General features: G+C 69.3%; 17 protein-coding genes and 1 tRNA gene. 9 read left to right on the forward strand and 9 right to left on the reverse strand.

The window, feature by feature from the left end; genetic code table 11:
* Positions 1–141: 141 nt before the first annotated feature.
* Complete coding sequence (gene ppnN / locus QMK61_RS15365) at positions 142–1,542, forward strand: nucleotide 5'-monophosphate nucleosidase PpnN (RefSeq protein ID WP_302073110.1); 1,401 nt, start codon at positions 142–144, stop codon at positions 1,540–1,542.
* Positions 1,543–1,604: 62 nt separating this feature from the next.
* Here the strand turns inward: ppnN and QMK61_RS15370 are convergent.
* The 3 genes from QMK61_RS15370 to QMK61_RS15380 form a co-directional block, all read right to left on the reverse strand.
* Positions 1,605–1,681, reverse strand: a tRNA-Asn gene (locus QMK61_RS15370).
* A 112-nt stretch (positions 1,682–1,793) separates the two neighbouring features.
* Entirely contained in the window at positions 1,794–4,658 is a 2,865-nt protein-coding gene (locus QMK61_RS15375; RefSeq protein ID WP_302073111.1) for a TonB-dependent receptor, read from the reverse strand.
* Positions 4,659–4,939: 281 nt separating this feature from the next.
* Entirely contained in the window at positions 4,940–6,898 is a 1,959-nt protein-coding gene (locus QMK61_RS15380; protein ID WP_302073112.1) for a prolyl oligopeptidase family serine peptidase, read from the reverse strand.
* A gap of 180 nt (positions 6,899–7,078) precedes the next feature.
* On the opposite strand from QMK61_RS15380, the gene lgt reads away from it, so the two are divergent.
* The gene (lgt, locus tag QMK61_RS15385) at positions 7,079–7,972 is read left to right on the forward strand and encodes a prolipoprotein diacylglyceryl transferase (RefSeq protein ID WP_302073113.1); all 894 of its coding nucleotides are present in this window, start codon (positions 7,079–7,081) and stop codon (positions 7,970–7,972) included.
* Positions 7,973–8,163: 191 nt separating this feature from the next.
* Here the strand turns inward: lgt and QMK61_RS15390 are convergent, their stop codons facing one another.
* On the reverse strand, positions 8,164–9,177 hold the full coding sequence (locus QMK61_RS15390) for a TIGR00266 family protein (RefSeq protein WP_302073114.1): 1,014 nt from the start codon (positions 9,175–9,177) through the stop codon (positions 8,164–8,166).
* 94 nt (positions 9,178–9,271) lie between these two features.
* On the opposite strand from QMK61_RS15390, the gene QMK61_RS15395 reads away from it, so the two are divergent.
* Positions 9,272–10,066 carry a thymidylate synthase gene (locus QMK61_RS15395; RefSeq protein WP_302073133.1) on the forward strand — a complete coding sequence of 265 codons (795 nt, stop codon included), beginning with the start codon at positions 9,272–9,274 and terminating at the stop codon, positions 10,064–10,066.
* On the opposite strand, the gene QMK61_RS15400 is transcribed toward QMK61_RS15395, so the two are convergent.
* Positions 10,044–11,063: a hypothetical protein gene (locus QMK61_RS15400; RefSeq protein WP_302073115.1), complete on the reverse strand. Its 1,020-nt coding sequence runs from the start codon at positions 11,061–11,063 to the stop codon at positions 10,044–10,046. The two genes, QMK61_RS15395 and QMK61_RS15400, sit on opposite strands and share 23 nt — an antisense overlap.
* Positions 11,064–11,160: 97 nt before the next feature.
* Between QMK61_RS15400 and QMK61_RS15405 the strand changes: the two genes are divergently transcribed.
* The 5 genes from QMK61_RS15405 to QMK61_RS15425 all read left to right on the forward strand — a co-directional run bounded on the left by QMK61_RS15405 (position 11,161) and on the right by QMK61_RS15425 (position 14,431).
* Positions 11,161–11,649 carry a dihydrofolate reductase gene (locus QMK61_RS15405; RefSeq protein ID WP_302073116.1) on the forward strand — a complete coding sequence of 163 codons (489 nt, stop codon included), beginning with the start codon at positions 11,161–11,163 and terminating at the stop codon, positions 11,647–11,649.
* A 9-nt stretch (positions 11,650–11,658) separates the two neighbouring features.
* The gene (locus QMK61_RS15410; RefSeq protein WP_302073117.1) at positions 11,659–12,624 is read left to right on the forward strand and encodes a Nudix family hydrolase; all 966 of its coding nucleotides are present in this window, start codon (positions 11,659–11,661) and stop codon (positions 12,622–12,624) included.
* A 61-nt stretch (positions 12,625–12,685) separates the two neighbouring features.
* Complete coding sequence (locus QMK61_RS15415; RefSeq protein ID WP_302073118.1) at positions 12,686–12,967, forward strand: DUF2007 domain-containing protein; 282 nt, start codon at positions 12,686–12,688, stop codon at positions 12,965–12,967.
* A 28-nt stretch (positions 12,968–12,995) separates the two neighbouring features.
* Entirely contained in the window at positions 12,996–13,916 is a 921-nt protein-coding gene (locus QMK61_RS15420) for a DMT family transporter (RefSeq protein ID WP_302073119.1), read from the forward strand.
* Positions 13,913–14,431: an adenine phosphoribosyltransferase gene (locus QMK61_RS15425; RefSeq protein WP_302073120.1), complete on the forward strand. Its 519-nt coding sequence runs from the start codon at positions 13,913–13,915 to the stop codon at positions 14,429–14,431. The genes QMK61_RS15420 and QMK61_RS15425 overlap by 4 nt, the downstream gene beginning before the upstream one ends.
* Here QMK61_RS15425 and QMK61_RS15430 read toward each other — a convergent pair.
* From QMK61_RS15430 to oxyR, 4 genes are all read right to left on the reverse strand, one after another.
* Entirely contained in the window at positions 14,425–15,015 is a 591-nt protein-coding gene (locus QMK61_RS15430; RefSeq protein ID WP_302073121.1) for a DUF3501 family protein, read from the reverse strand. The genes QMK61_RS15425 and QMK61_RS15430 overlap by 7 nt on opposite strands.
* A 129-nt stretch (positions 15,016–15,144) precedes the next feature.
* Positions 15,145–16,488: a heterodisulfide reductase-related iron-sulfur binding cluster gene (locus QMK61_RS15435; RefSeq protein WP_302073122.1), complete on the reverse strand. Its 1,344-nt coding sequence runs from the start codon at positions 16,486–16,488 to the stop codon at positions 15,145–15,147.
* 168 nt (positions 16,489–16,656) lie between these two features.
* The gene (locus QMK61_RS15440) at positions 16,657–17,076 is read right to left on the reverse strand and encodes a rubrerythrin family protein (RefSeq protein ID WP_302073123.1); all 420 of its coding nucleotides are present in this window, start codon (positions 17,074–17,076) and stop codon (positions 16,657–16,659) included.
* 110 nt (positions 17,077–17,186) lie between these two features.
* Positions 17,187–18,155 carry a DNA-binding transcriptional regulator OxyR gene (oxyR, locus tag QMK61_RS15445; protein WP_302073124.1) on the reverse strand — a complete coding sequence of 323 codons (969 nt, stop codon included), beginning with the start codon at positions 18,153–18,155 and terminating at the stop codon, positions 17,187–17,189.
* A 182-nt stretch (positions 18,156–18,337) separates the two neighbouring features.
* On the opposite strand from oxyR, the gene QMK61_RS15450 reads away from it, so the two are divergent.
* The gene (locus tag QMK61_RS15450; protein WP_302073125.1) at positions 18,338–21,019 is read left to right on the forward strand and encodes a M1 family metallopeptidase; all 2,682 of its coding nucleotides are present in this window, start codon (positions 18,338–18,340) and stop codon (positions 21,017–21,019) included.
* Positions 21,020–21,065 lie beyond the last annotated feature (46 nt).

The following is a 21,065-nucleotide window of genomic DNA, read 5'->3' on the forward strand; positions in this document are numbered from 1 at the left end:
GGCGCGTCTCCCGAGGCCGGCGCCCGCGAGGGCGCCGGTTTTTTTTCGGCTTGACCATGCGCCGCGCCAGGCGGGAAGCTAGGCAGTCCGCCACGACCCTGCATGAGGCAGCGGCCCGTCAGCGGCAGGAGATCCACCCGAATGAACGCCATTCCCGCCGGTGCGTCCGGCAAGCCAGCCACCGTCAGCGCGCGCATCTCGCCCGCCGGTGGGCTGGACATCCTTTCCCGCAACGAGGTGGCGCGGCTGCGCGACGCCAGCGGCGCGGGCCTGCACGGCCTGCTGCGACGCTGCGCGCTGGCGGTGCTCACCTCGGGCAGCATGAGCGACGACCCGGGCTCGATGTTCGAGCAGTTCCCCGACTTCGACATCCAGGTGCTGCAGCAGGACCGCGGCATCAAGGTCGAGCTGACCCACGCGCCCGCCCAGGCCTTCGTGGACGGCCAGATCATCCGCGGCATCAACGAGCTGCTGATGGCGGTGATGCGCGACATCGTCTACATATCGACCCAGCTCGAGCAGGGCGGTTTCGACCTCGACGACTCGGTGGGCATCACCCACGCGGTGTTCGAGATCCTGCGCAACGCGCGCACGCTCAAGCCGCACGTGGACCCGAACCTGGTGGTGTGCTGGGGCGGCCACTCGATCTCGCGCGAGGAGTACGACTACACCAAGGCGGTGGGCTACCAGCTCGGCCTGCGCGGCATGGACATCTGCACCGGCTGCGGCCCCGGCGCGATGAAGGGGCCGATGAAGGGCGCCACCATCGCCCACGCCAAGCAGCGCCGTCGCAACAACCGCTACATCGGCATCACCGAGCCGGGCATCATCGCGGCCGAGTCGCCGAACCCGATCGTCAACCAGCTGGTCATCATGCCGGACATCGAGAAGCGCCTGGAGGCCTTCGTGCGCATGGGCCACGGCATCATCGTGTTCCCCGGCGGCGTGGGCACGGCAGAGGAGATCCTCTACCTGCTCGGCATCCTGCTGCACCCGGACAACGCGGGCATCCCGTTCCCGCTGATCTTCACCGGGCCACGGCAGTCAGCGGCCTACTTCGAGCAGATCGACCGCTTCCTCCGGCTCACCCTGGGCGACGGGGTGGCGCAGCACTACCAGATCGTGATCGACGACCCGGCGACCGTGGCGCGCGCGATGGTGCGCGGCATCGACAAGGTGCGCAACCACCGCCTGGACAACAAGGACGCGTTCTTCTTCAACTGGGCGCTGAACATTCCGCTGCCGTTCCAGCAACCGTTCCGCCCCACCCACGAGGCGATGCGCGGCCTGGCGATCCGCCACGGCCGCCCGCGCCACGAGCTCGCCGCCGACCTGCGCCGGGCCTTCTCCGGCATCGTGGCCGGCAACGTGAAGGAGGAGGGCGTGCGCGCCATCCAGCAGGGCGGCCCGTTCGACATCGACGGCGACGCCGACATCATGCAGGCGCTGGACGCCCTGCTGCAGGCCTTCGTGGTCCAGCACCGCATGAAGTTGCCCGGCGGCAGCGCCTACGTGCCGTGCTATCGCGTGCGCGCCGGCTGAGCGCCACCGCCGCATCGCGGCATGAAAAAGGCCTGGCATCGCTGCCAGGCCTTTTTCGCAGATGGCGCCCGAAGTTGGACTCGAACCAACGACCCCCTGATTAACAGTCAAGTGCTCTAACCAGCTGAGCTATTCGGGCGGGGTGAGCTGCGTAGTTTGCTCAATACGCTGGGGGCTGTCAAGCAAGGACGCGGCCATGAAAAAGGGCGGGCCTTGCGGCCCGCCCTCCCTGAAGTCCGGCCCGGAGAGGCTTAGAACTTCTGGTTGTACGACACGTAGAAGTAACGGTCGATGTCGAACGTCGACAGGTACGGGGCGCTGCCCGAGCCATAGGACGTGACGTCGTAGTAGAACGGACCCTTCTTGTTGAAGATGTTGTTCACGCCGACGCTGAACGACGCATTCCACGGCAGCTTGTAGCGGAACTGCGCGTCGTTGAACGCCACCGAGCCCTTGCTGCTGGCGCCGGTGGTGCCGATCCACGGGTTGGTGTAGTTCGGCTGGTTGCACTCCGTGGTCGCGTCCCAGCAGCTGTCACGCAGGCCCGAGAAGTAACGCACGGTCCAGGTGGCGCCGAAGTTGCCATAGCTCCAGTCCAGCGAGGCGTTGGCGCGCACGCGGAACAGGCCGCCGGTGGCGGACACGAAGCCGGCCTGGCCCTGCGTGGGCTGGCCCGGGCCGTTGGTGACGTCGTACTTGGTCAGGTAGGTGCTTTCCAGCGACACCGCGAACTGGCCGACCGGCAGCTGCGGCAGGCGGTAATGAGCCGCGAAGTCGTAGCCTTCGGTGTCGAGACGGCCCAGGTTGGCCATGCTCTCGTTCAGATTGGTGATGGTGCCGCTGCTGTCGCGGGTGAAGCGTCCGCAGAAGCTCGGATCGTTCTGGATGTAGCAGTAGTTCAGAATGTCCGCGGCCACCACCGACTGGATGGTGTTCTTCACGTTGATCTTGTAGTAGTCCAGCGTGAAGTCCAGGCCCTGCACGAAGTGCGGGCTGTATACCAGGCCCAGCGTGCGGGTGGTCGAGGTCTCGGGCTGCAGCTTCGGGTTGGAGCCGGACAGGAACGGAGTCGGCGTCTGGCCGCCGGCGTTGCTGCTGATCGGCTTGCCGGAGGCGTCGATCTGACGGTAGTTGGCGGGCACGCCCGCCGCCGCGCAGGCCGCAGCCACGCTTGCATTGGTCGAGGCCGCGCCGTAGGCGCTGTCGCACGGATCCAGGAAGGTCTCGAAGCTCTGGCCGGTGCCGCCGTACAGATCGCTCAGCGTCGGCGCGCGGAAGCCCTCGGCGTAGGTGCCGCGGACCAGCAGGTCGTCGATCGGCTTCCAGCGGAAGCTGTACTTGTTGTTGGTGGTGCTGCCGAAGTTGCTGTAGTGCGAGTAGCGGCTGGCCACGTTGACGGCCAGTTCCTGCACGCCCGGCAGGCCCTGCAGGATCGGCACGTCGAGCTCGGCGTAGGCCTCGTTGACGATGTACTTGCCGCTGGTCGGCGCGCTGGCCAGGTCGCTGGAATAGCCCGAGGAGGCGAACTGGTCCGGAGTGAACGAACCGGCCAGGCGGCGGTGTTCCACGCCCAGCGCCAGGTTCACGGTGCCGGCCGGCAGGTCGAACAGGCCGCCGCTGACGTTGGCGGTGAAGTCGCGCGTGGTGTTCTGGGCGGAAGCCTGCTCCACCGCGTTGACGTACTTCAGGACTTCGGGCGAGCTGCCGCCGGGACCGGCCAGGATGTTCCACGGCAGGCAGCCGTTGGCGCGGTCGTTGGCGTCGGCGCAGACGACCTGGCCATCGACCACGGCGGTCGGGCCCAGCGCCTTCTGCGCGTTCAGCAGGTTGAGGTTGCCGGTGGTGCGCTGGTTGATGTCGGCCTTGGAGTAGCTGTAGTTCGCATCCCAGCTCCATTCCTGGTCGCCCAGGTTGAAGAAGCCGTCGGCGCCCAGGTCGAAGTGGGCCAGCTTGGCGTTGCTGTCGGTGACGCGGGGCAGCTCCACCGTGCGGCGATAGAAGGTCAGGTCATGGCCGGGGAACGGGTTGTAGGCGTTCTGGCCGGAGATGTAGACCTCCTGGTTGCCGTCGGTGCGGAACGGGTAGCCCGCCAGCTGCGACGAGGAGTCGCGCTCGCTGTAGCTGCCGGTCGCATGCAGCGTGATGCTGTCGGTAAGGCTGTAGCGTTCCTGGGCGAACAGGTTCTTCAGGCGCGTGGGCGCGCGGAAGGTCATGTCGGCCTGGGTGTTGTACTTGTCCGCGTTGCTGTTCGGGTCGTACAGGTGATAGTTGCCGATGTCGGCGGTATTGGTGGCGCCGTGGTTGATCACCCAGCTCTGGTCGGGGTTGTTCGGGTCGACGATGCGCCCCCACGGACCCTGGCCCCAGCCGTCCTGCGAATGGCGCGGGCCGTAGGCGTAGGTGGTCAGGTCGCGCTTGCGGTTCCAGATCGCATCGGTGTTCTGGTAGCTGGCCGTGAAGATCGTGTTCGACTTGTCGGTGCTGGTGCCGAACGTGATGTCGTAGGCCTGCTGCTGGCCGTCGCCCTTCTGGTTCTGGCCGTAGTAGACGTTGGCTTCGGCGCCGTTGTAGTGGTCGCGGGTGATGATGTTCACCACGCCGCCGATCGCGTCGGAGCCGTAGATCGAGGAGGCGCCGTCCTTCAGGATCTCGATGCGCTCGATGATCGAGGACGGGATCGTCGACAGGTCGGTCAGGCCGTTGATGTCGGTGCTCCAGCGGCGGCCATTGACCAGCACCAGGGTGCGATCCGAACCCAGGTTGCGCAGGCTGGTGTAGGTGCCGCCCACCGACGAGCCGGAGGACAGCGTGTCCTGCGGGGTGATGTCGGGCGTGCCGGTGGAGACGACGCGCTGCAGCACGTCACTGACGTTGGTCAGGCCGGTGGCCTCGATCTGCTTGCGGCTCAGCGACACGATCGGCTGCGCGGTCTCCACGTCCACGCTGCGGATGCGCGAACCGGTCACGGTGATCGTCTCGAGCTTCTTGGCCTTGGACGGGGTGCTGCTGTCGGTGCCCTGGGCCGGCGCGGGGGACGCATCCTGCGCGGAAACCGCCCACGCCTGCAGCATGAGCGCCGTCGCAATGGCGGTAGCCAGCAAAGTCTTCTGCTTCATTGTTGTGAAAACTCCGAACGAAAAATGACCCGAGCCAACCCTGCGGCCGGCGATCAGGACACGTCTTCATGGGTGGCGCGCAGCGCCCGGGGGAAGGGTGGTGCGCACATGGCATCGTCCAGCTTGGGGGAAAGACGATGTAATGCCGAAGTTAAGACAAAGTGCAGCGGAAATGCAACCGCAGCCAAACCGCGCAGTCTTCTGCGGGGAACTTTGCGGCGACGCGTCTTGACAGGCGCCGAGCGCGCATATGCATGCGCCCGGCGGCAGGATGTTGCTGCTCAGCCGGCCGGGGCGACGCCCTGGCCGATGTACTTGGCGAGGAAGGCCTGGAGGTGCTCGAGGAAGTCCACGTTGTCCTGCTCGCCGTAGAAGCCGTGGCCCTCGCCGGGCTTGACCAGCCATTCGTACGGCTTGTGCGCGGCCTCCAGCGCCGAGCGCATGGCCTTGGCCTGGGCGAACGGCGCGCGCTGGTCGTCTTCGCCGTGCACCAGCAGCACCGGCACGTCGATCCGGTCGGCGAGTTTGTCGGGCGAATTGGCGGCGAGGTCGGCGTCGCTCTTGCCGATCACCGTGCCCAGGTAGCTGCGACCGAACTGGCTCTCGCGAATGTCGCCCTTCTTGTACATCATCGCCAGATCGTAGATGCCGGCGTAGCCCACCGCGCACTTGAACAGGCCGGGCGCGCGGATCGTCGTCATCATGGCGGAATAGCCGCCGAAGCTGGCGCCGTACACGCAGACGCGCTTCGGATCGGCATAGTGCTGCGCCTCGGCCCACTTCACGCCATCGATCAGGTCCTGCTGGATGCGCGTGCCCCATTTCAGGTAACCCGCCTGCTCGAAGGCGTGGCCGCGGCCCCCGGAGCCGCGGTAGTTCACCTGCAGCACCAGGTAGCCGCGGCTGGCGAGGAACTGCGCGTCCCAGTCGAAGAACCAGTTGTCGCTGACGCCGTGTGGACCACCGTGCGGCAGCAGCACCATCGGCAGGTTTTCCATCGAGGCGCCGCGGGGCACGGTGAGGATGGCTTCCAGCTCGAGGCCATCGCTGGCCTTGAAGCGCCTGGGTATGCGTTCGGCCATCTGCGACGGGTCGATCCACGGCGCCGCGGCGAACAGCTTGCGCACCTTGTAGTGCTGCGTGTCGATCAGGAAATAGCCGCCGGGGTCGCGGTCGCTGCGGACCGAGAACAGCAGTTCGCGGCCGTCCTCGCTGAAGTCGATGAAATCCACGAACTCGCCGGGGAATTTCTGGCTCAGCGCCTGGTGCAGCTTGCTCACCAGCATGTCCGGTTGCAGGTAGGTGACCTGGGGAACGCCGGTGCCGCCCACCGCCGCGAAGGGCTGCCGGGGCGGGGGCGTCCACATCAGGTCGTCGAAGTTGCCGAAGCCGGCCTTGGCCAGCACCTTGCGGCCGCTGCCGTCCTCGTTCTGCTCGACGAGGTCGGCCGGGGCGCCGTGGTCGCTGTCCAGCGCATAGAGGCGGAGATGATCGGGCGCGTAGCCGATCGGCGTGAAGCGGTGTCCCGCTTGCGCGCCGGTGTAGGCCTGCCAGCGACCGGCCTGGCGACGGTAGACCACGTAGTCGAACTGGTTGTCGGTGCCGTAGGCGAAGCTGGCCTGGCCACCGGGCGTCACGATGAAGTCGAGGCCGCCCACGCCGATGTCGCCGACCAGGTGGCGGGTGTTCTTCACCGCGTCCACGTCGTACAGCCAGCTGTGGTCGTCGCTGTTCCAGAGCTGCGCGCCCATGTAGAAGTGGTTGTTGGCGAGATCGGGCAGGCCGTCCACCGTGCCCCAGCCGCGATCGGCCTGGCGGGTCGCGGCTCGGCTGCCGTAATCCTGATAACCGAACAGGTAATCCTGGTGTTTGCCGTTCACGTCGGTAGCGAGCAGCTCGCCGGTATATTCGGGTTTGCCGATCGAGCCGAATTCCTTGCCCTGGGCCACCACCAGCCGGGTCGGCCCGACCCAGACGATGTTCGCCGGCAGTTCATACTTGGGCATGCGCAGCATGCTGGCCGGGTGGCTGAGGTCGTCGACGCGATAGACCACCAACGCGTGCTGGCCGCCATCGTCCATGCGCAGCGCGAGATATTTTCCGTCCGGCGACAGCCGCGGCATGGAGATGCTGGCGTGCCGCGCGAAATCCTTGACCGGAATCGTGCCCGAGGCGGCGGCGATGGCAGGAAGCGAAAGGCAACAGGCGGCCAGGAGGGCGCGCGCGATCCGTGTAGGCATGAGTTTTCCCCTGAAGAAATGGCAGCCCGACGTCGCCGGCATCCACCCCCGCGGATGCCGGGCCGCCGGCTCCCCAGCCGGCGGCCGCCCGGCCGACGGCCAGTGTAGCCGCAGGCGGGCCGTGCGGTTGCCTCCCGCGGCACTGCGCTAGACTGCACGCTTTGCCTGCCGAGCCGAGCCATGTCGCAGCCCTACGTCGTCCACTTGAACCCAGTGGCCTTCCAGCTCGGCCCGGTGCAGGTGCACTGGTACGGGCTGATGTACCTGCTGGGCTTCTTCGGCGCGATCGTGCTGGGCGAGTACCGTCGCCGGCGCGGTCGCCTGCCGGTGAGCCGCGAGGCGCTGAGCGACCTGTTCTTCTACGGCATGATGGGCGTGATCGTGGGCGGTCGCGTGTGGTACATGCTGTTCTACTACGCCGGCGGCCCGCGCTGGATCTGGACCGACCCGCTGGCGCTGTTCAAGGTGTGGGACGGCGGCATGAGCTTCCACGGCGGCCTGCTCGGCGTGTTGGCCGCCTCGCTGTGGTGGTCGCGCCGGCACAAGCTGCATTTCTTCGACACGGTGGATTTCGTGGCGCCGCTGATCCCGCTGGGCCTGGGCCTGGGGCGGCTGGGCAACTTCATCAATGGCGAGCTGTGGGGCAAGCCGGGCACGGTGCCGTGGGCGATGGTCTTCCCGCAGGCGCACGGCGAGGACGTGCAATACGTCGCTGGCCATCCGGCCTGGGCAGAGGCCCTGCAGCGCTACGGCGGCCTGCCGCGCCATCCGTCCGAGCTGTACGAGCTGGCGCTGGAAGGCGTGGTGATGTTCGCGGTGTTGTGGCTGGTGTCGATGAAGCCGCGGCCGCGCTACCTGGTGTCCGGCCTGTTCGCGCTGATGTACGGCTGCTTCCGCTTCGCGGTGGAGTTCGTGCGCGTGCCCGACCCGCAGCTGGGCTACCTGTTCGGCACGTCCTGGGTGACGATGGGGCAGATGCAGTCGCTGCCGTTGGTCGTGGTGGGGCTGCTGTTGCTGTGGATGTCGCGGCGGGCGCCAGTCCTGCCGTTGGCTGAGGGTGGTGCGAAGGGTTGAGGGTCTGCCTCCTCTCCCTGCGGGGGAGAGCACTGCCCTGAGCTGGTCGAAGGAGATCGAGGTGAGGGGCGGGTGCTCGCGGGGTGTTGCGGGCGGAGCGGCGCTACGTAGCTGCGTGGGTGCGAGGTTGGCCCCTCACCCCAACCCTCTCCCCGGAGGGGAGAGGGAGAAGAAGCGGAGAAGGTGCGCGGCTAGAAGTTGCGATCGCCGCCGATCAGGTCGCCCAGGCCGCCGAGGATCGAGCCCTCGCCATGCCGCTGGCCGCCGCCCTGCGGCGCCGCCGCCAGCATGCGACCGGCCAGGCGCGAGAACGGCAGTGATTGCAGCCACACCTTGCCCGGCCCGGTAAGCGTGGCGAGGAACACGCCCTCGCCGCCGAACAGCATGCTCTTGATGCCGCCGACGGGGCGCACGTCCATGTTCACCGTGTCGTGGAAGGCGACCACGCAGCCGGTGTCCACGTCCAGCCGCTCGCCGGGCGCCAGCTCGCGCTCCACCATGGTGCCGCCGGCGTGCACGAACACCCAGCCGTCGCCTTCCAGCTTCTGCATGACGAAGCCCTCGCCGCCGAACAGGCCAGTGAGGATCTTGCGCTGGAAGAAGATGCCCAGCCGCACGCCGCGCGCGCCGGCGAGGAAGGAATCCTTCTGGCAGATCAGCCGGCCGCCGTGCTCGCTCAGCTTCATCGCCATCACCGTGCCGGGGAAGGGCGCGGCGAACGCCACCCTGGCCTTGCCGCTGCCGGTATGGGTGAACACGGTGGTGAACAGGCTCTCGCCGGTGATCACGCGCTTGCCGGCGGAGAGCAGCTTGTCCATCAGTCCGCTGCCGCCGGGGCCGCTGCTGGAACCGTCGCCGAACACGGTGTCCATCTGCACCGTCGCCTCCTTGTACATCAGTGCGCCGGCCTCGGCGACCGCGCTTTCGCCGGGGTCCAGCTCGATCTCGACGAACTGCATGTCGTGGCCGACGATGCGGTAGTCGATCTCGTCGGACGCGCCGCCACGCAGCGAGGCAGGCACCGGCGGGGGCGTCGACATCGGGCCGCCGCCGAGTTCGGTGGCGTCGCGGACCGGGATCCACTCGGCGAAACCTTCGCGCCAGCAATAGCCATCGGGCCGGCTGCGCGCCTGCGCCCGGGCGGCCGCGTCGTCGAGCGGGCCGATGCGTTGGTCCTTGCCGTAGCTGAAAAACCATTGCGCCATGACGTGCGTCCTTGGGTGTGGAAAGCCCGAGTCTAGGCCGGCGCCCGCGACGGGGCGAGTGACCGATGTCATGCCGCCGGCGTATCCTTGCGCGATGCGCGCCTACCTCGACCTGCTACGCCACGTGCTGGAACACGGCACGGAAAAATCCGATCGCACCGGCACCGGCACGAAGAGCGTGTTCGGCTGGCAGATGCGCTTCGACCTCAACGAAGGCTTTCCGCTGGTCACCACCAAGAAGCTGCACCTGAAGTCGATCGTGCACGAGCTGATCTGGTTCCTGCAGGGCGACACCAACATCGCCTACCTGAAGGAAAACGGCGTCAGCATCTGGGACGAGTGGGCCGACGAGCACGGCGACCTCGGCCCGGTCTACGGCGCGCAGTGGCGCGCCTGGCCCACCGCCGACGGCGGGGTGGTGGACCAGATCCGCTGGGTGGTCGGGGAGATCCTCCGCAACCCCGACTCGCGCCGGCTGATCGTCAGCGCCTGGAACGTGGGCGAGCTGCCGAAGATGGCGCTGATGCCCTGCCACACGCTGTTCCAGTTCTACGTGGCCGACGGCAAGCTGAGCTGCCAACTCTACCAGCGCTCGGGCGACATCTTCCTCGGCGTACCGTTCAACATCGCCAGCTATGCGTTGCTCACCCACATGGTGGCGCAGGTGTGCGGGCTGGGGGTGGGCGATTTCGTGCACACGCTGGGCGACGCGCATCTGTACAGCAACCACGTGGAACAGGCGCGGCTGCAGCTGGCCCGCGAACCGCGCCCGCTGCCCCGGCTGGTGCTGAACCCGGCGGTGCGGGCGCTGGAGGACTTCCGCTACGGGGACGTCGCGATTGAAGGCTACGCCCCGCATCCGGCGATCAAGGCGCCGGTGGCGGTGTAGCGGCCGTGCAGCCCGTCACGCAGCGGAAGTAGGCCGTCTCGCGCGGGTAGTCCAGCGTCATCGAGAAGTGCCGGAACACATTGCCGCCCACGGTGCCCTCGGTGGGCTTGTCCATCCATTGCGCCATGAACGTGTGATAGGCGGCATCGGGCTGCTCGGTGAACCAGACCGGCCCCACCGACCAGCCGGCGATCTCGACCCTGGGCACCTCGATCAGGCGCGACGGGCGCGCGGGACGGAGGTCGTCGCCGTTCTCCACCACGCGCCAATCCGGGTGCGCCTTGTGCCAGCGTTCCAGCATGCCGGTGGTGATGTAGCTGGTGACGCCATAGCCCTGCGCGGTCACCGGCGTGCCGCTGGCCTTCTCGCCCGCGGCGGTGGGGTGCGCGGTGGCACCGGTGTCCAGCAGCATGTCCAGCGGCTGCCCGTCGACGTGGATGACGATGCGGGCGAACCCCGTGGCCTGCCGGCCCCTGGCGTCGTGCAGGAAGCCGAGCGGGGTCGCGTGCGCGGCATGGTCGGGATGCCAGCCCCGGCCTTCGAGGGTGAGGCGGCGGGCGGGGTAGTCGAAGGTCCACGTGCGACCGGGCAGGTAGCCGGCTCCGAGCTGGCCATCGCCGGAGATCCCGTCGGAAGGCACGTCCTGCACCATCACCACGGCGCCGCAGACGCCATGGTCCGGTGGCGGCAGCGCGTGGCCGGCGCGATAGCCGGGCAGCGGGGCCACCGTCATGTGGCCGCCGCCTTTCGCGCAGTCGGTGACGGGCAGGTGCAGCCGGTTCGCCGCGGCCTTGCTGATCCAGTACATGCCGCCGCCACCGCCGCCGCCGGTATCGACCAACAGCTTGAGCCGCTGGCCGTCGCGGGTCTCCGGCACCGTATAGAAGTGGCCCGCCTCGTAGACCGTCGGCAGCACCTGCGCGGCGGTGGCCGACGTGGCAGCCGCGCCGCCGGCGGCCAACGCCGCCGCGGCAAGGAATCCCGCTACGATGGTCATGACCGCTCGTCCTCCCGACTGGCTACAATAGGCGGTCAGGATGAGGCGGCTGCGTCGCCGTCACATGTGCCGTTCGACCCATACTTTCGGAGCCCCAATGGCCATTTCGTTGATCGCCGCGCTGGATGAGAACATGGCCATCGGCCGCAAGGGCGAGCTGCCCTGGCACCTGCCCGACGACCTGCGCTGGTTCAAGCAGCTCACCGTGGGCAAGTACGTGCTGATGGGCTACAACACGGCAGTGTCGATCGGCAAGGCGCTGCCCGAGCGCACGAACCTGGTGCTGTCGCGCAAGCACGAGGCGCCGTTCCCGGGACAGATCACCGTGCGTTCCATCGACGAGGCGCAGGCCCGTTGCGGCGGCACCGGCCTGATGGTGATCGGCGGTGGCCAGGTGTTCCGCGAGGCGCTGCCGTTCGCGCGGCGCATGTACCTCACCTGGGTCAATGCGGCGATCGCCGGCGCCGATACCTTCTTCCCGGGCGTGCACTTCAGCGAGTGGACGGAAGTCTCGCGCACGCACCACAAGAAGGACGCCGAGCACGCCTATGACTTCGACATGGTCGAGTACATCCACGGCACCTGATCCCGCGCGATGACCGACCGCGCGCCGGCGCCGATGCACGTGATGGCCGGCGCGCTGCTCGATGCGCGCGGCCGCGTGCTGCTGGCGCAACGACCGCCCGGCAAGCACCTGGCCGGGTGCTGGGAATTTCCCGGCGGCAAGCTGGAGCCGGGCGAGGCGCCGCTCGACGCGCTGGCGCGCGAGCTGCACGAGGAGCTCGGCATCGAGGCGGATCCCGCCGATGCCATGCCCTTGATCCGCGTGCCGTGGGCCTACGGCGCGCGCGGCCTGCTGCTCGATGCCTGGCGGATCGACCGCTGGCGCGGCACGCCGGCTCCGCTGGACGGCCAGGCCCTGCGCTGGTGCGCGCCCATGCAGGTCGATCCCGCCGAACTGGCACCGGCCGACCGCGCCATCCTGCAGGCCCTGCGCCTGCCGTCGCGCTACCTCATCACGCCGGCCGAGGCGGAGCCGGCGGACGCCGGGGCCTGCTTCGAGCGCCTGCGCCGCGCCATCAAGGGCGGCGAGCGCCTGCTGCAGTTGCGCCTGCCCAACTGGCCGGTGGACGACGTGCGTGCGCTGGCCGCGCGCCTGCTGCCGCTGGCGCGGGCATACGACGCGCAATTGCTGCTGAACGCCGACGTCGAAGGCGCCCGCGCGCTGGGCGCGAACGTCGGCGTGCACCTGAAGGCGACGCAATTCGCCGCGCTGGCCGAGCGTCCGCTGCCGTGGCGGCAGCCGGTCGGCGCCAGCTGCCACGACGCGGCGCAACTGGCGCAGGCGACGCGCGTCGGCGTCGACTTCGCCACGCTGTCGCCGCTGGCGGCCACCGCCAGCCATCCCGGCGCGACGCCGCTGGGCTGGGACCGTTTCGGCGCGCTGGCGGCGCAGTCCGCGTTGCCGGTGTATGCGCTGGGCGGCGTGGGGCCGGCCGACGCGGCGGCGGTCCGCCGGGCCGGCGGCCAGGGCGTGGCCGGCATCCGTGCGTTCTGGTGAGCGCGGGAGGGCGGCCGACGCCTCCCTTGCGGCCCCCGCGCGGCAGGGGTAGCGTGCCGGCATGCGCATCGCCTACCGAGCCGAAAACCTGTTCGACGCCCATCTGGTGAAGGATGCGCTGGAGCGCGGCGGCATTCCCGCCTTCATCGGCGGCGAATACCTGATCGGCGCGGTGGGCCAGTTGCCGGCGCGCGACTACATGACCGTGCTGGTGCCGGAGGCGAGCCTGCCGGAAGCCGAGGGCATCGTGCGCGAGGTCGAGGCGACCCTGGCCGAGGCGCGCCTGGCGCTGCGCGAGGCCGGCGACGACGACTCCGGCGACCTGCTGCCCGCCACCTGCTGACGCCGCCGTGGCGATTCCGACCCCAGACGTGCCCGCGCACGCCGACCCGCCGCTGTCCGCGCGCGGGGCGGCCGTGCGCATGGCGCTGGGCGCGGCGCTGCTGTCCACCACCAGCATCTTCGTGGCCTGGACGCGGGTGGCGCCCACGGTGTCGGCGTTCTACCGCATGCTGTTCGGCGGCGCGATGCTGCTGGCCTGGGTGGCCCTGCGCGGGCAGTGGCGGCGGGTCGGCCCGCGCGACCTGGGGCTGGCCCTGCTGCCGGCGCTGGGCTTCGCCGCGGACCTGGCGCAATGGCACCGCAGCATCGTCTGGGTGGGACCGGGCGTGGCCACCCTGCTCACCAACGTGCAGGTGTTCCTGCTGGCGCTGGTGGGGGTGGCGTTCTACCGCGAACGGCTGGCGCGCGGCTTCGTGCCCGGCATGCTGCTGGCGGTGGCGGGGCTGTGGCTGCTGGTGGGCGCGCACTGGTCGCTGTTCGACGGGCGCCACCGGCTCGGCGTGTGGCTGGGCCTGGGCAGCGCGCTGGCCTACACGGCGTACCTGCTGAGCTTCCGGCACGCGCTGTCAGGACTGACGCGGCTGTCGGCGGCGCAGTTCCTCGGCCTGATGAGCCTGCTCAGCGCGGCCCTGCTGGGACTGTGCGGCCTGGCCGAGGGCGACGCCTTTGGCCTCGGGAACCTGCGCGACTGGAGCGCGCTGCTGGGCCTGGGCTTCTTCGGCCAGGTGCTGGCCTGGCTGCTGATGGTGCGCGCGATGCCGCGCCTGCCGGCCTCGATGGTGGGCCTGCTGCTGTTGCTGCAGCCGGCGCTGGCCTTCGTGCTGGACGTGCTGCTGTTCCACCGCGCCACCTCGGCGGGCGACTGGCTGGGCCTGGTGCTGGCGCTGGCGGGTATCCTGCTCGGTGCGCTGCGGCCGCGCCGGCGCGGCCCGACCCTGGAGAAAGCATGACCGCCTTCGAACCGCTGATCCGCGAGGTACCGGATTTCCCGCGCCCGGGCGTGCTGTTCCGCGACGTGTCGCCAATGCTGGCCGACGCCGCAGCCTTGCGTCGATGCATCGAAGCGCTGGCCGCGCCATGGCGCGCGGACGGCGTGCAGGCGGTATGCGGGATCGAATCGCGCGGCTTCATCTTCGGCGCCGCGCTGGCGCGCGAGCTGGACGCCGGCTTCGTGCCGCTGCGCAAGCCGGGCAAGCTGCCGCCGCCGGTGCTGGGCGTGGACTACCAGCTCGAATACGGCAGCGACCGGCTGGAAGCGGGCGCGGGCACGCTGCGCGCCGGCGAACGCGCGCTGCTGGTGGACGACGTGCTGGCCACCGGTGGCACGCTGGCGGCGGCGCAGGCGCTGGTGGAACAGCTGGGCGTCACGCTGCTGGGCGCCGCGGTGGTGATCGAGCTGGACGCGCTGGGTGGCCGCTCGCGCTGGCGTGGCGATGCGCCGCTGCGGGCGCTGCTGCATTACTGACCGGCCGTGAAGTCCGCGGCCAGCGCGCAACGCTGTTCCGGCGTGAGCGTGGCCTGCACCGGCATCGCCGCGAGCGTCGAGGCCAGCGTCACCGGCCCACCCGCCTGCCAGGCGGTGATCATCGCGTCGTCCAGCTCGAAGCGCAGGAAGTGCACGGCGGCGGTCTTCGCCTCGTTGCTGCGCTCCATGTCCTCGTCGGCGATGGCGACGGAGGGCGCGTGGCCCTGCACGGTCAGCGCGACGGCGTGCTCGATGCCGCGCAGGCGCACCAGCTCGCGCCTGCGTTCTTCCGCGTCGTCGTACTCGATCAGCAGCGTGGCCTTGAGGTTGCGGCCGTCGGGGACCAGCGGGTTGTAGGCGTCCAGTTCGTCCTGGATACCTTCCGGCTCGAAGATGCGCTCGATGCGCAGCATCTCCTGCACCTGGTACTGGATGCTGAGGCGGTCCTCGAAGACCAGGGTGAGGTGTCCGCCCACGTGCACGGTGCGCTGCTTCTTGTGCGCCAGCACGCGCGCGCGGAAACCGGCGCGCTGCGCGGCGTAGGTTTCGAGGGAGAGCAGGTCGGCGCGGGTGAGCTTGTCCATGGGTGCCTGGCGGTTGCGGTGGATGCAGTGCGTTTCATCGGGCCGTCATCGCCGCAGGGCGGTCATTCCCGCGGGATCGCGGAAATGACCGCCCGGGAGGAGGGCGGCCAGAATGAAGCGGTGGGCGGTTCAAATGCCATACGCCTTGCGCAACAGGCTGAGCGGATGCTCCGCCGCCGGCCGGTCGCCCAGGCCGTGCGCGATGTGGCCGCCGGCCATCGGGCAGTCGCTGGTGAAGTGCGCGGGCCCGGCCTGCTGCACGCGGCTTTCCACCGGCCTGGCGAGCTTGCGCGACAGCGCATAGGTCGCGTGCTTCACGCCGTAGGTGCCGTCGTGGCCGGAGCAGCGCTCGATGACGACCACCTCGGTGCCCGGCACCAGCTGCAGGATGTCGCGCGTCTTCGGGCCGATCTTCTGCACGCGCTGGTGGCAGGGCACCTGCCAGGCGACCTTGCCCAGCGGTGTCTTGAAATCGGTTTGCAGGAGGCCCGCCCTGTGGCGTTCGGCAAGGTATTCGAACGGGTCGAAGAAGCGCTCGCGGACCAGCGCCACGTCGGCGTCGCCGGGGAACATCAGCGGCAGCTCCTGCTTGAACATCAGCACGCAGGAGGGGATCGCCGCGGTGAAGTCCCAGCCTTCGCGCGCCATCTTCGCCAATACCGGGATGTTGCGTTCCTTGTACTTCTTCACCGTGTCCAGGTCGCCCAGTTCCAGCTTGGGCATGCCGCAGCAGCTTTCCCGTTCGACCAGCCGGTTCGGGATGGCGTTGTGCGCGAGCACCGCGGCGAGATCCTCCACCACGCCGGGCTCGGAGTGGTCGCAGTAGCAGGTGGCGAAGATGGCGAGCTTGCCGCGCGTGCGGCCGGCGGCCCGCGCCTCGCCCGCGCCGTCGAGCTTCTGCAGGCGCTTGCGCGCGGTGGGCGCGTGGTACTCGGGCACGCGGGCTTCCGCATCCACGCCCAGGGTCTTCTCGAGCAGCTTGCGCGCGGTCTTGCTGTGGTTGGCGGCGTTGACCGCCTGCGCCACCACCGGGATCGAGGCCAGCTTGCCGACGGCGCGCGTGTTGGAAAGGATCCTGGCCGACAGCGGCGCGCCGCGCTCGCCGAACTCGACCGCCTTGGCGCGCAGCATCAGGTGCGGGAAGTCCACGTTCCACGGGTGCGGCGGCGTGTACGGACACTTGGTCTGGTAGCACAGGTCGCACAGGTAGCATTGCTCGACGACCCTGGGGTAGTCGGCCTTGTCGACCCCGTCGATCTCCATCGTCTTCGACGCGTCGATCAGGTCGAACAGGGTGGGGAAGGCATGGCACAGGCTCACGCAGCGGCGGCAGCCGTGGCAGATGTTGAAGACGCGCTCCAGCTCGGCGTCGAGCGCGGCGCGGTCCCGGAACGCGGGATCGTCCTGGCCCAGCGGGTGCCGGGTGGGGGCTTCGAGGTTGCCTTCGCGGGTGCTGTCGAGCGGTTCTGACATGCGCGTCTCCTGCGGGCCCGTTGGGGTTCCGCCGCACGTTCGCTGTGCAGGTCCGTTCGCGCCGAGCGTGGCTTGCGACGGCAAGCGGGAGTCGAAGGGCCTGCGCAGCGGGGGCCCTTCGACTCCGGCGCTTCGCGCCTACGCTCAGTGTGAGCGGAGGCGCGAAGATCAGCCCAGCTCGCCCAGCGCCTTGCTGAAGCGGTTGGCGTGCGAGCGCTCGGCCTTGGCCAGGGTCTCGAACCAGTCGGCGATTTCCTCGAAGCCTTCCTCGCGCGCGGCCTTGGCCATGCCCGGGTACATGTCGGTGTATTCGTGGGTCTCGCCGGCGATGGCGCTTTTCAGGTTCAGGTGCGTCTCGCCGAACGGCAGGCCGGTGGCGGGGTCGCCCACGTTCTCCAGGTATTCCAGGTGGCCGTGGGCGTGGCCGGTCTCGCCTTCGGCGGTGGAGCGGAATACCGCGGAGACGTCGTTGTAGCCTTCCACGTCGGCCTTGGCGGCAAAGTACAGGTAGCGGCGGTTGGCCATCGACTCGCCGGCGAATGCGTCCTTCAGGTTCTGCTCGGTCTTCGAGCCTTTCAGGTTGCTCATGACATCACCTCGTGGCATCGGGCTGGGAGGGCAATGCTCGAGAGGGCGTCCGTGTCCTGACCGACCGAGCGTAGTGCGCCTGCCACCGGCAATGAAATTGATTGTCTCGATCAGGGCGATCGATGGCGGCTATGGCGGATGGACGGCCCCGCCGCCTGCGCGGAGGCGGCGCTGTGCGCGTCCAGCAGTTCCTTGGGCAGCTGCCTGAACACCTCGGCGAGCTGCATGAGGAAGCCGGCCATCGCCGAACTCTTGCGCCACAGCATGGCGATGCGCCGGCTGGGCGGATGGCTGCCGCGGAACTCGACCAGGTGCACGTTCGGCGCCTGCGCCACCGGCGGCTTCACCGCCAGCGTGGGCAGCAGGGTGATGCCCACGTTGGCCGCCACCATCTGCCGCAGCGTCTCCAGGCTGGTGGCGCGGAAGCCGGCCTTCTCGCCGGCGCCGGCCAGGTGGCACACCTCCAGCGCCTGGTCGCGCAGGCAGTGGCCGTCCTCCAGCAGCAGCAGGCTCTGCGCGTTGAGGTCGGACAGCTTCAGCGAAGGCTGCCTCGCCAGCGGGTGCGACTGCGGCACGGCCAGCAGGAACGGTTCCTCGAACAGGAACTCGGCGTGCAGGCTGTCCTCGTGCACCGGCAGCGCGACGATGCCCGCGTCCAGCCGGCCCTCGTGCAGGCGATGCAGCACTTCCTCGGTCTTCTCCTCGACCAGCAGCAGCTCCAGCCGGGGGAAGCGCTTGCGCACCAGCGGCACCACGTGCGGCAGCAGGTAGGGCGCCAGGGTGGGGAAGATGCCCAGCCGCACCGTGCCCGATTCAGGGTCGAGCGTGCGCCGCGCGATGCCCTTGATCTGCTCCACCTCGTTGAGCACGTCGCGCGCGCGCGCGGCGATCTCGCGACCGACGTCGGTGAGCAGCACCTTGCGCGGCGTGCGCTCGACCAGCGCCACGCCCAGCTCGTCCTCCAGCTTGCGGATCTGGGTGGACAGAGTGGGCTGGCTGACGAAGCAGGCCTCGGCCGCGCGGCCGAAGTGGCGGTGCTCGGCCAGGGCCACCAGGTAGTGCAGGTCGCGCAGGTTCATCGCCGTCTCCGGCTGCGAAGGTTATAGATGCTATCTATGACTTTCGAAGGAAAGAATCAACGGGAATGATGACCTTCATGCACACAGCGCGTCTCGTGCCGGACGCGGCATGCCTTCTGGCACTGTGTCCAAAGTCATGCCCGGTCTAGCGTGAAAGCTTCCTCATGATCCGGAACAGCCCCATGCGTCGCCTCGTCCGCCCCCTGTTGCTCACCGCGCTGGCCGCCTGCTGCGGCTCCGCGCTCGCCGCCACCGCCGACCAGGCGCCGCAGGGCCGGCTGCCGCGCTGGGCGGTACCGCAGTCCTACAGCATCGCCTTCAAGGTCGATCCGGCGCAGCAGGATTTCTCCGGCACCACCACCATCCGGCTGGACCTGAAGAAGGCCTCGGACCACGTGTGGCTGGATGGCGCCGACCTCCGCGTGAGCAAGGTCACCGTCACCGACGCCGCAGGCAAGCTGCACCAGGGCACGTACGTCGCGGTGTCGCCCAAGACCGGCGTGGCACGGGTGGACTTCGGCACCACGCTGAAGCCGCAGCAGCTCACCCTGACGTTCGACTACACCGCGCCGCTCAACCAGCAGCTGCAGGGCCTGTACAAGGTCGTCTACGCCGGCCATCCGTACGCGATGACGCAGATGGAGCCGATCAGCGCGCGCTTCGCCTTCCCCGGCTTCGACGAGCCCACCTTCAAGACGCCGTACGACATCAGCCTCACGATTCCCGACGACCTGGTCGGCGTGGCCAATACCAGGCAGGTGAAGGAAGCCCCGGCCGGCAAGGGCTGGAAGACGCTGACCTTCGCGCAGACCAAGCCATTGCCGACCTACCTGGTGGCGTTCGCGGTCGGCCCGTGGGACGTGGTGAAGGGCCCGGACATCTCGCCCGACGCCTTCCGCAGCGGACCGCTGCAGCTGCGCGGCATCGCCGCCAAGGGCGAGGGCCATCGCATGCAGCACGTGCTGGGCGAGACGCCCAGCATCATCCACGCGCTGGAGAACTACTACGGCTTCGGCTACCCGTGGGACAAGCTGGACCTGCTCGCCGCGCCGGACTTCTCCGCCGGCGCGATGGAGAACGCCGGCCTGGTCACCTTCCGCGACTGGCTGCTGCTGCTCGACCCGGATTCGCCGGCGCGCAACGTGCGCGGCTCGTTCAACGTCACCGCGCACGAGCTGGCCCACCAGTGGACCGGCGACACCGTCACCACCGACTGGTGGAACGACATCTGGCTCAACGAGGCCTTCGCCACCTGGATGCAGCAGAAGGTGACGATGGAAGTGCATCCCGAGTACCGCGCCGACCTCGACCGCGTGCGCGGCGCCGAGGGCGCGATGAACAACGACAGCCTGGTCAGCGCGCGCGAGATCCGCCAGCCGATCACCGGCAACGGCGACATCATGACCGCGTTCGACGGCATCACCTACCAGAAGGGCGCGGCGGTGATCGGCATGTTCGAAGGCTACGTGGGCGAGAAGACCTTCCAGAAGGGCATGCGCGCCTACATCCAGAAGCACAAGTTCGGCACCGCGACGGCCAGCGACCTGGTGGACGCGATCGCGACGGCGGCGGGCAAGGGCGAGGCGTTCAAGCACGCGTTCAAGAGCTTCCTCAACCAGTCCGGCGTGCCGTACGTGCAGACGAAGCTGGAGCAGAAGGACGGCAAGACGGTGCTGGAACTGAAGCAGAGCCGCTACCTGCCACTGGGCAGCACGGGCGACAGCCAGCGCGTCTGGGGCATCCCGGTGTGCGTGCGCTACGGGGTGGCCGGTGGCAGCAAGGTAGCGTGCGACATGCTGGACCAGGCCACCGGCTCGATGGTGCTGGCCGGCGCCAGCCAGCCGACCTGGGTGATGCCGAATGCCGACGGCCGCGGCTACTACCGCTTCAGCCTGGACAAGGACGCGCTGGCGGCGCTCAGCAAGCAGGCGGACATGCTCAGCGACACCGAGCAGTTGGCCTACGCCGACGCGGTGGGCGCCAGCTTCAAGCGCGGCGACCTGGACGCCGGCGACGTGCTGATGGCGCTGAAGCCGCTGACGCATTCGAAGACCAGCGAGGTGGCCACCGCGCCGATCGGCCTGCTCGCGTGGATCTACCGTCACGAGGCGGTCACCGAGGCGCAGCGGGCACGGATCCGTACGTGGATCGAGGAGGCCTACCTGCCGCGGCTGGAGAAATTGGGCTACACGCGCAAGGCGGGCGAGGCGGACGGTGACGCGCTGCTGCGCAGCACGCTGGCGAGCGCGCTGGCGTTCGACTTCGAGGTGCCGCAGGTGCGCGCGGCGCTGCTGAAGCAGGGCGATGCGGCGCTGGCGAAGAAGGCGGACGGCCGCCTCGACCTGGGCGCGGCCGACCCGGACCTGCTCGGCGATGCGCTGGGCGTGGCGGTGCAGGCGCATGGCAAGAACGTCGTCGACGCGCTCATCGCCGAGCTGCCGAAGACCACCGACCCGGCCCTGCGCAACGGCATCCTCGCCGGCCTCAGCGCGGTGCAGGACCCGCAACTGGCCAACGAGGCGCGCGACTTCGCCCTGACCAAGGCGGTGAAGGTGGGCGAGATGGCCTCGATCCTGCGCGGCGGCCGCGACACCCGGGCCCAGCGCGATGCGACGTGGGCCTGGTTCACCGCCCACTACCCGCAGATCCTGGCCCGCACCGGCAGCTTCGCCGGCGGCCGCCTGCCGATGCTGGCCGGTGGCGGCAGCTGTTCGAAGGACGAGGTGGACCGCCTGCAGGCGTTCTTCAAGTCGCGCGTGAACGACGCCGCCGGCGCCGCCCGCGGCCTGGCCCAGACCAGCGAGTCGGGCCTGCTCTGCGCGGCGCTGAAAGCCAGGCAGGATCCGGGCGCGATCCTGCGCTGAAGCGGAGCGAAGCGGGATCGGGCATCGGGCGGCGCAGGCCGCCCGA

Source organism: Fulvimonas sp. R45 (genome assembly GCF_030504985.1).
Lineage (GTDB): Bacteria > Pseudomonadota > Gammaproteobacteria > Xanthomonadales > Rhodanobacteraceae > Rhodanobacter_A.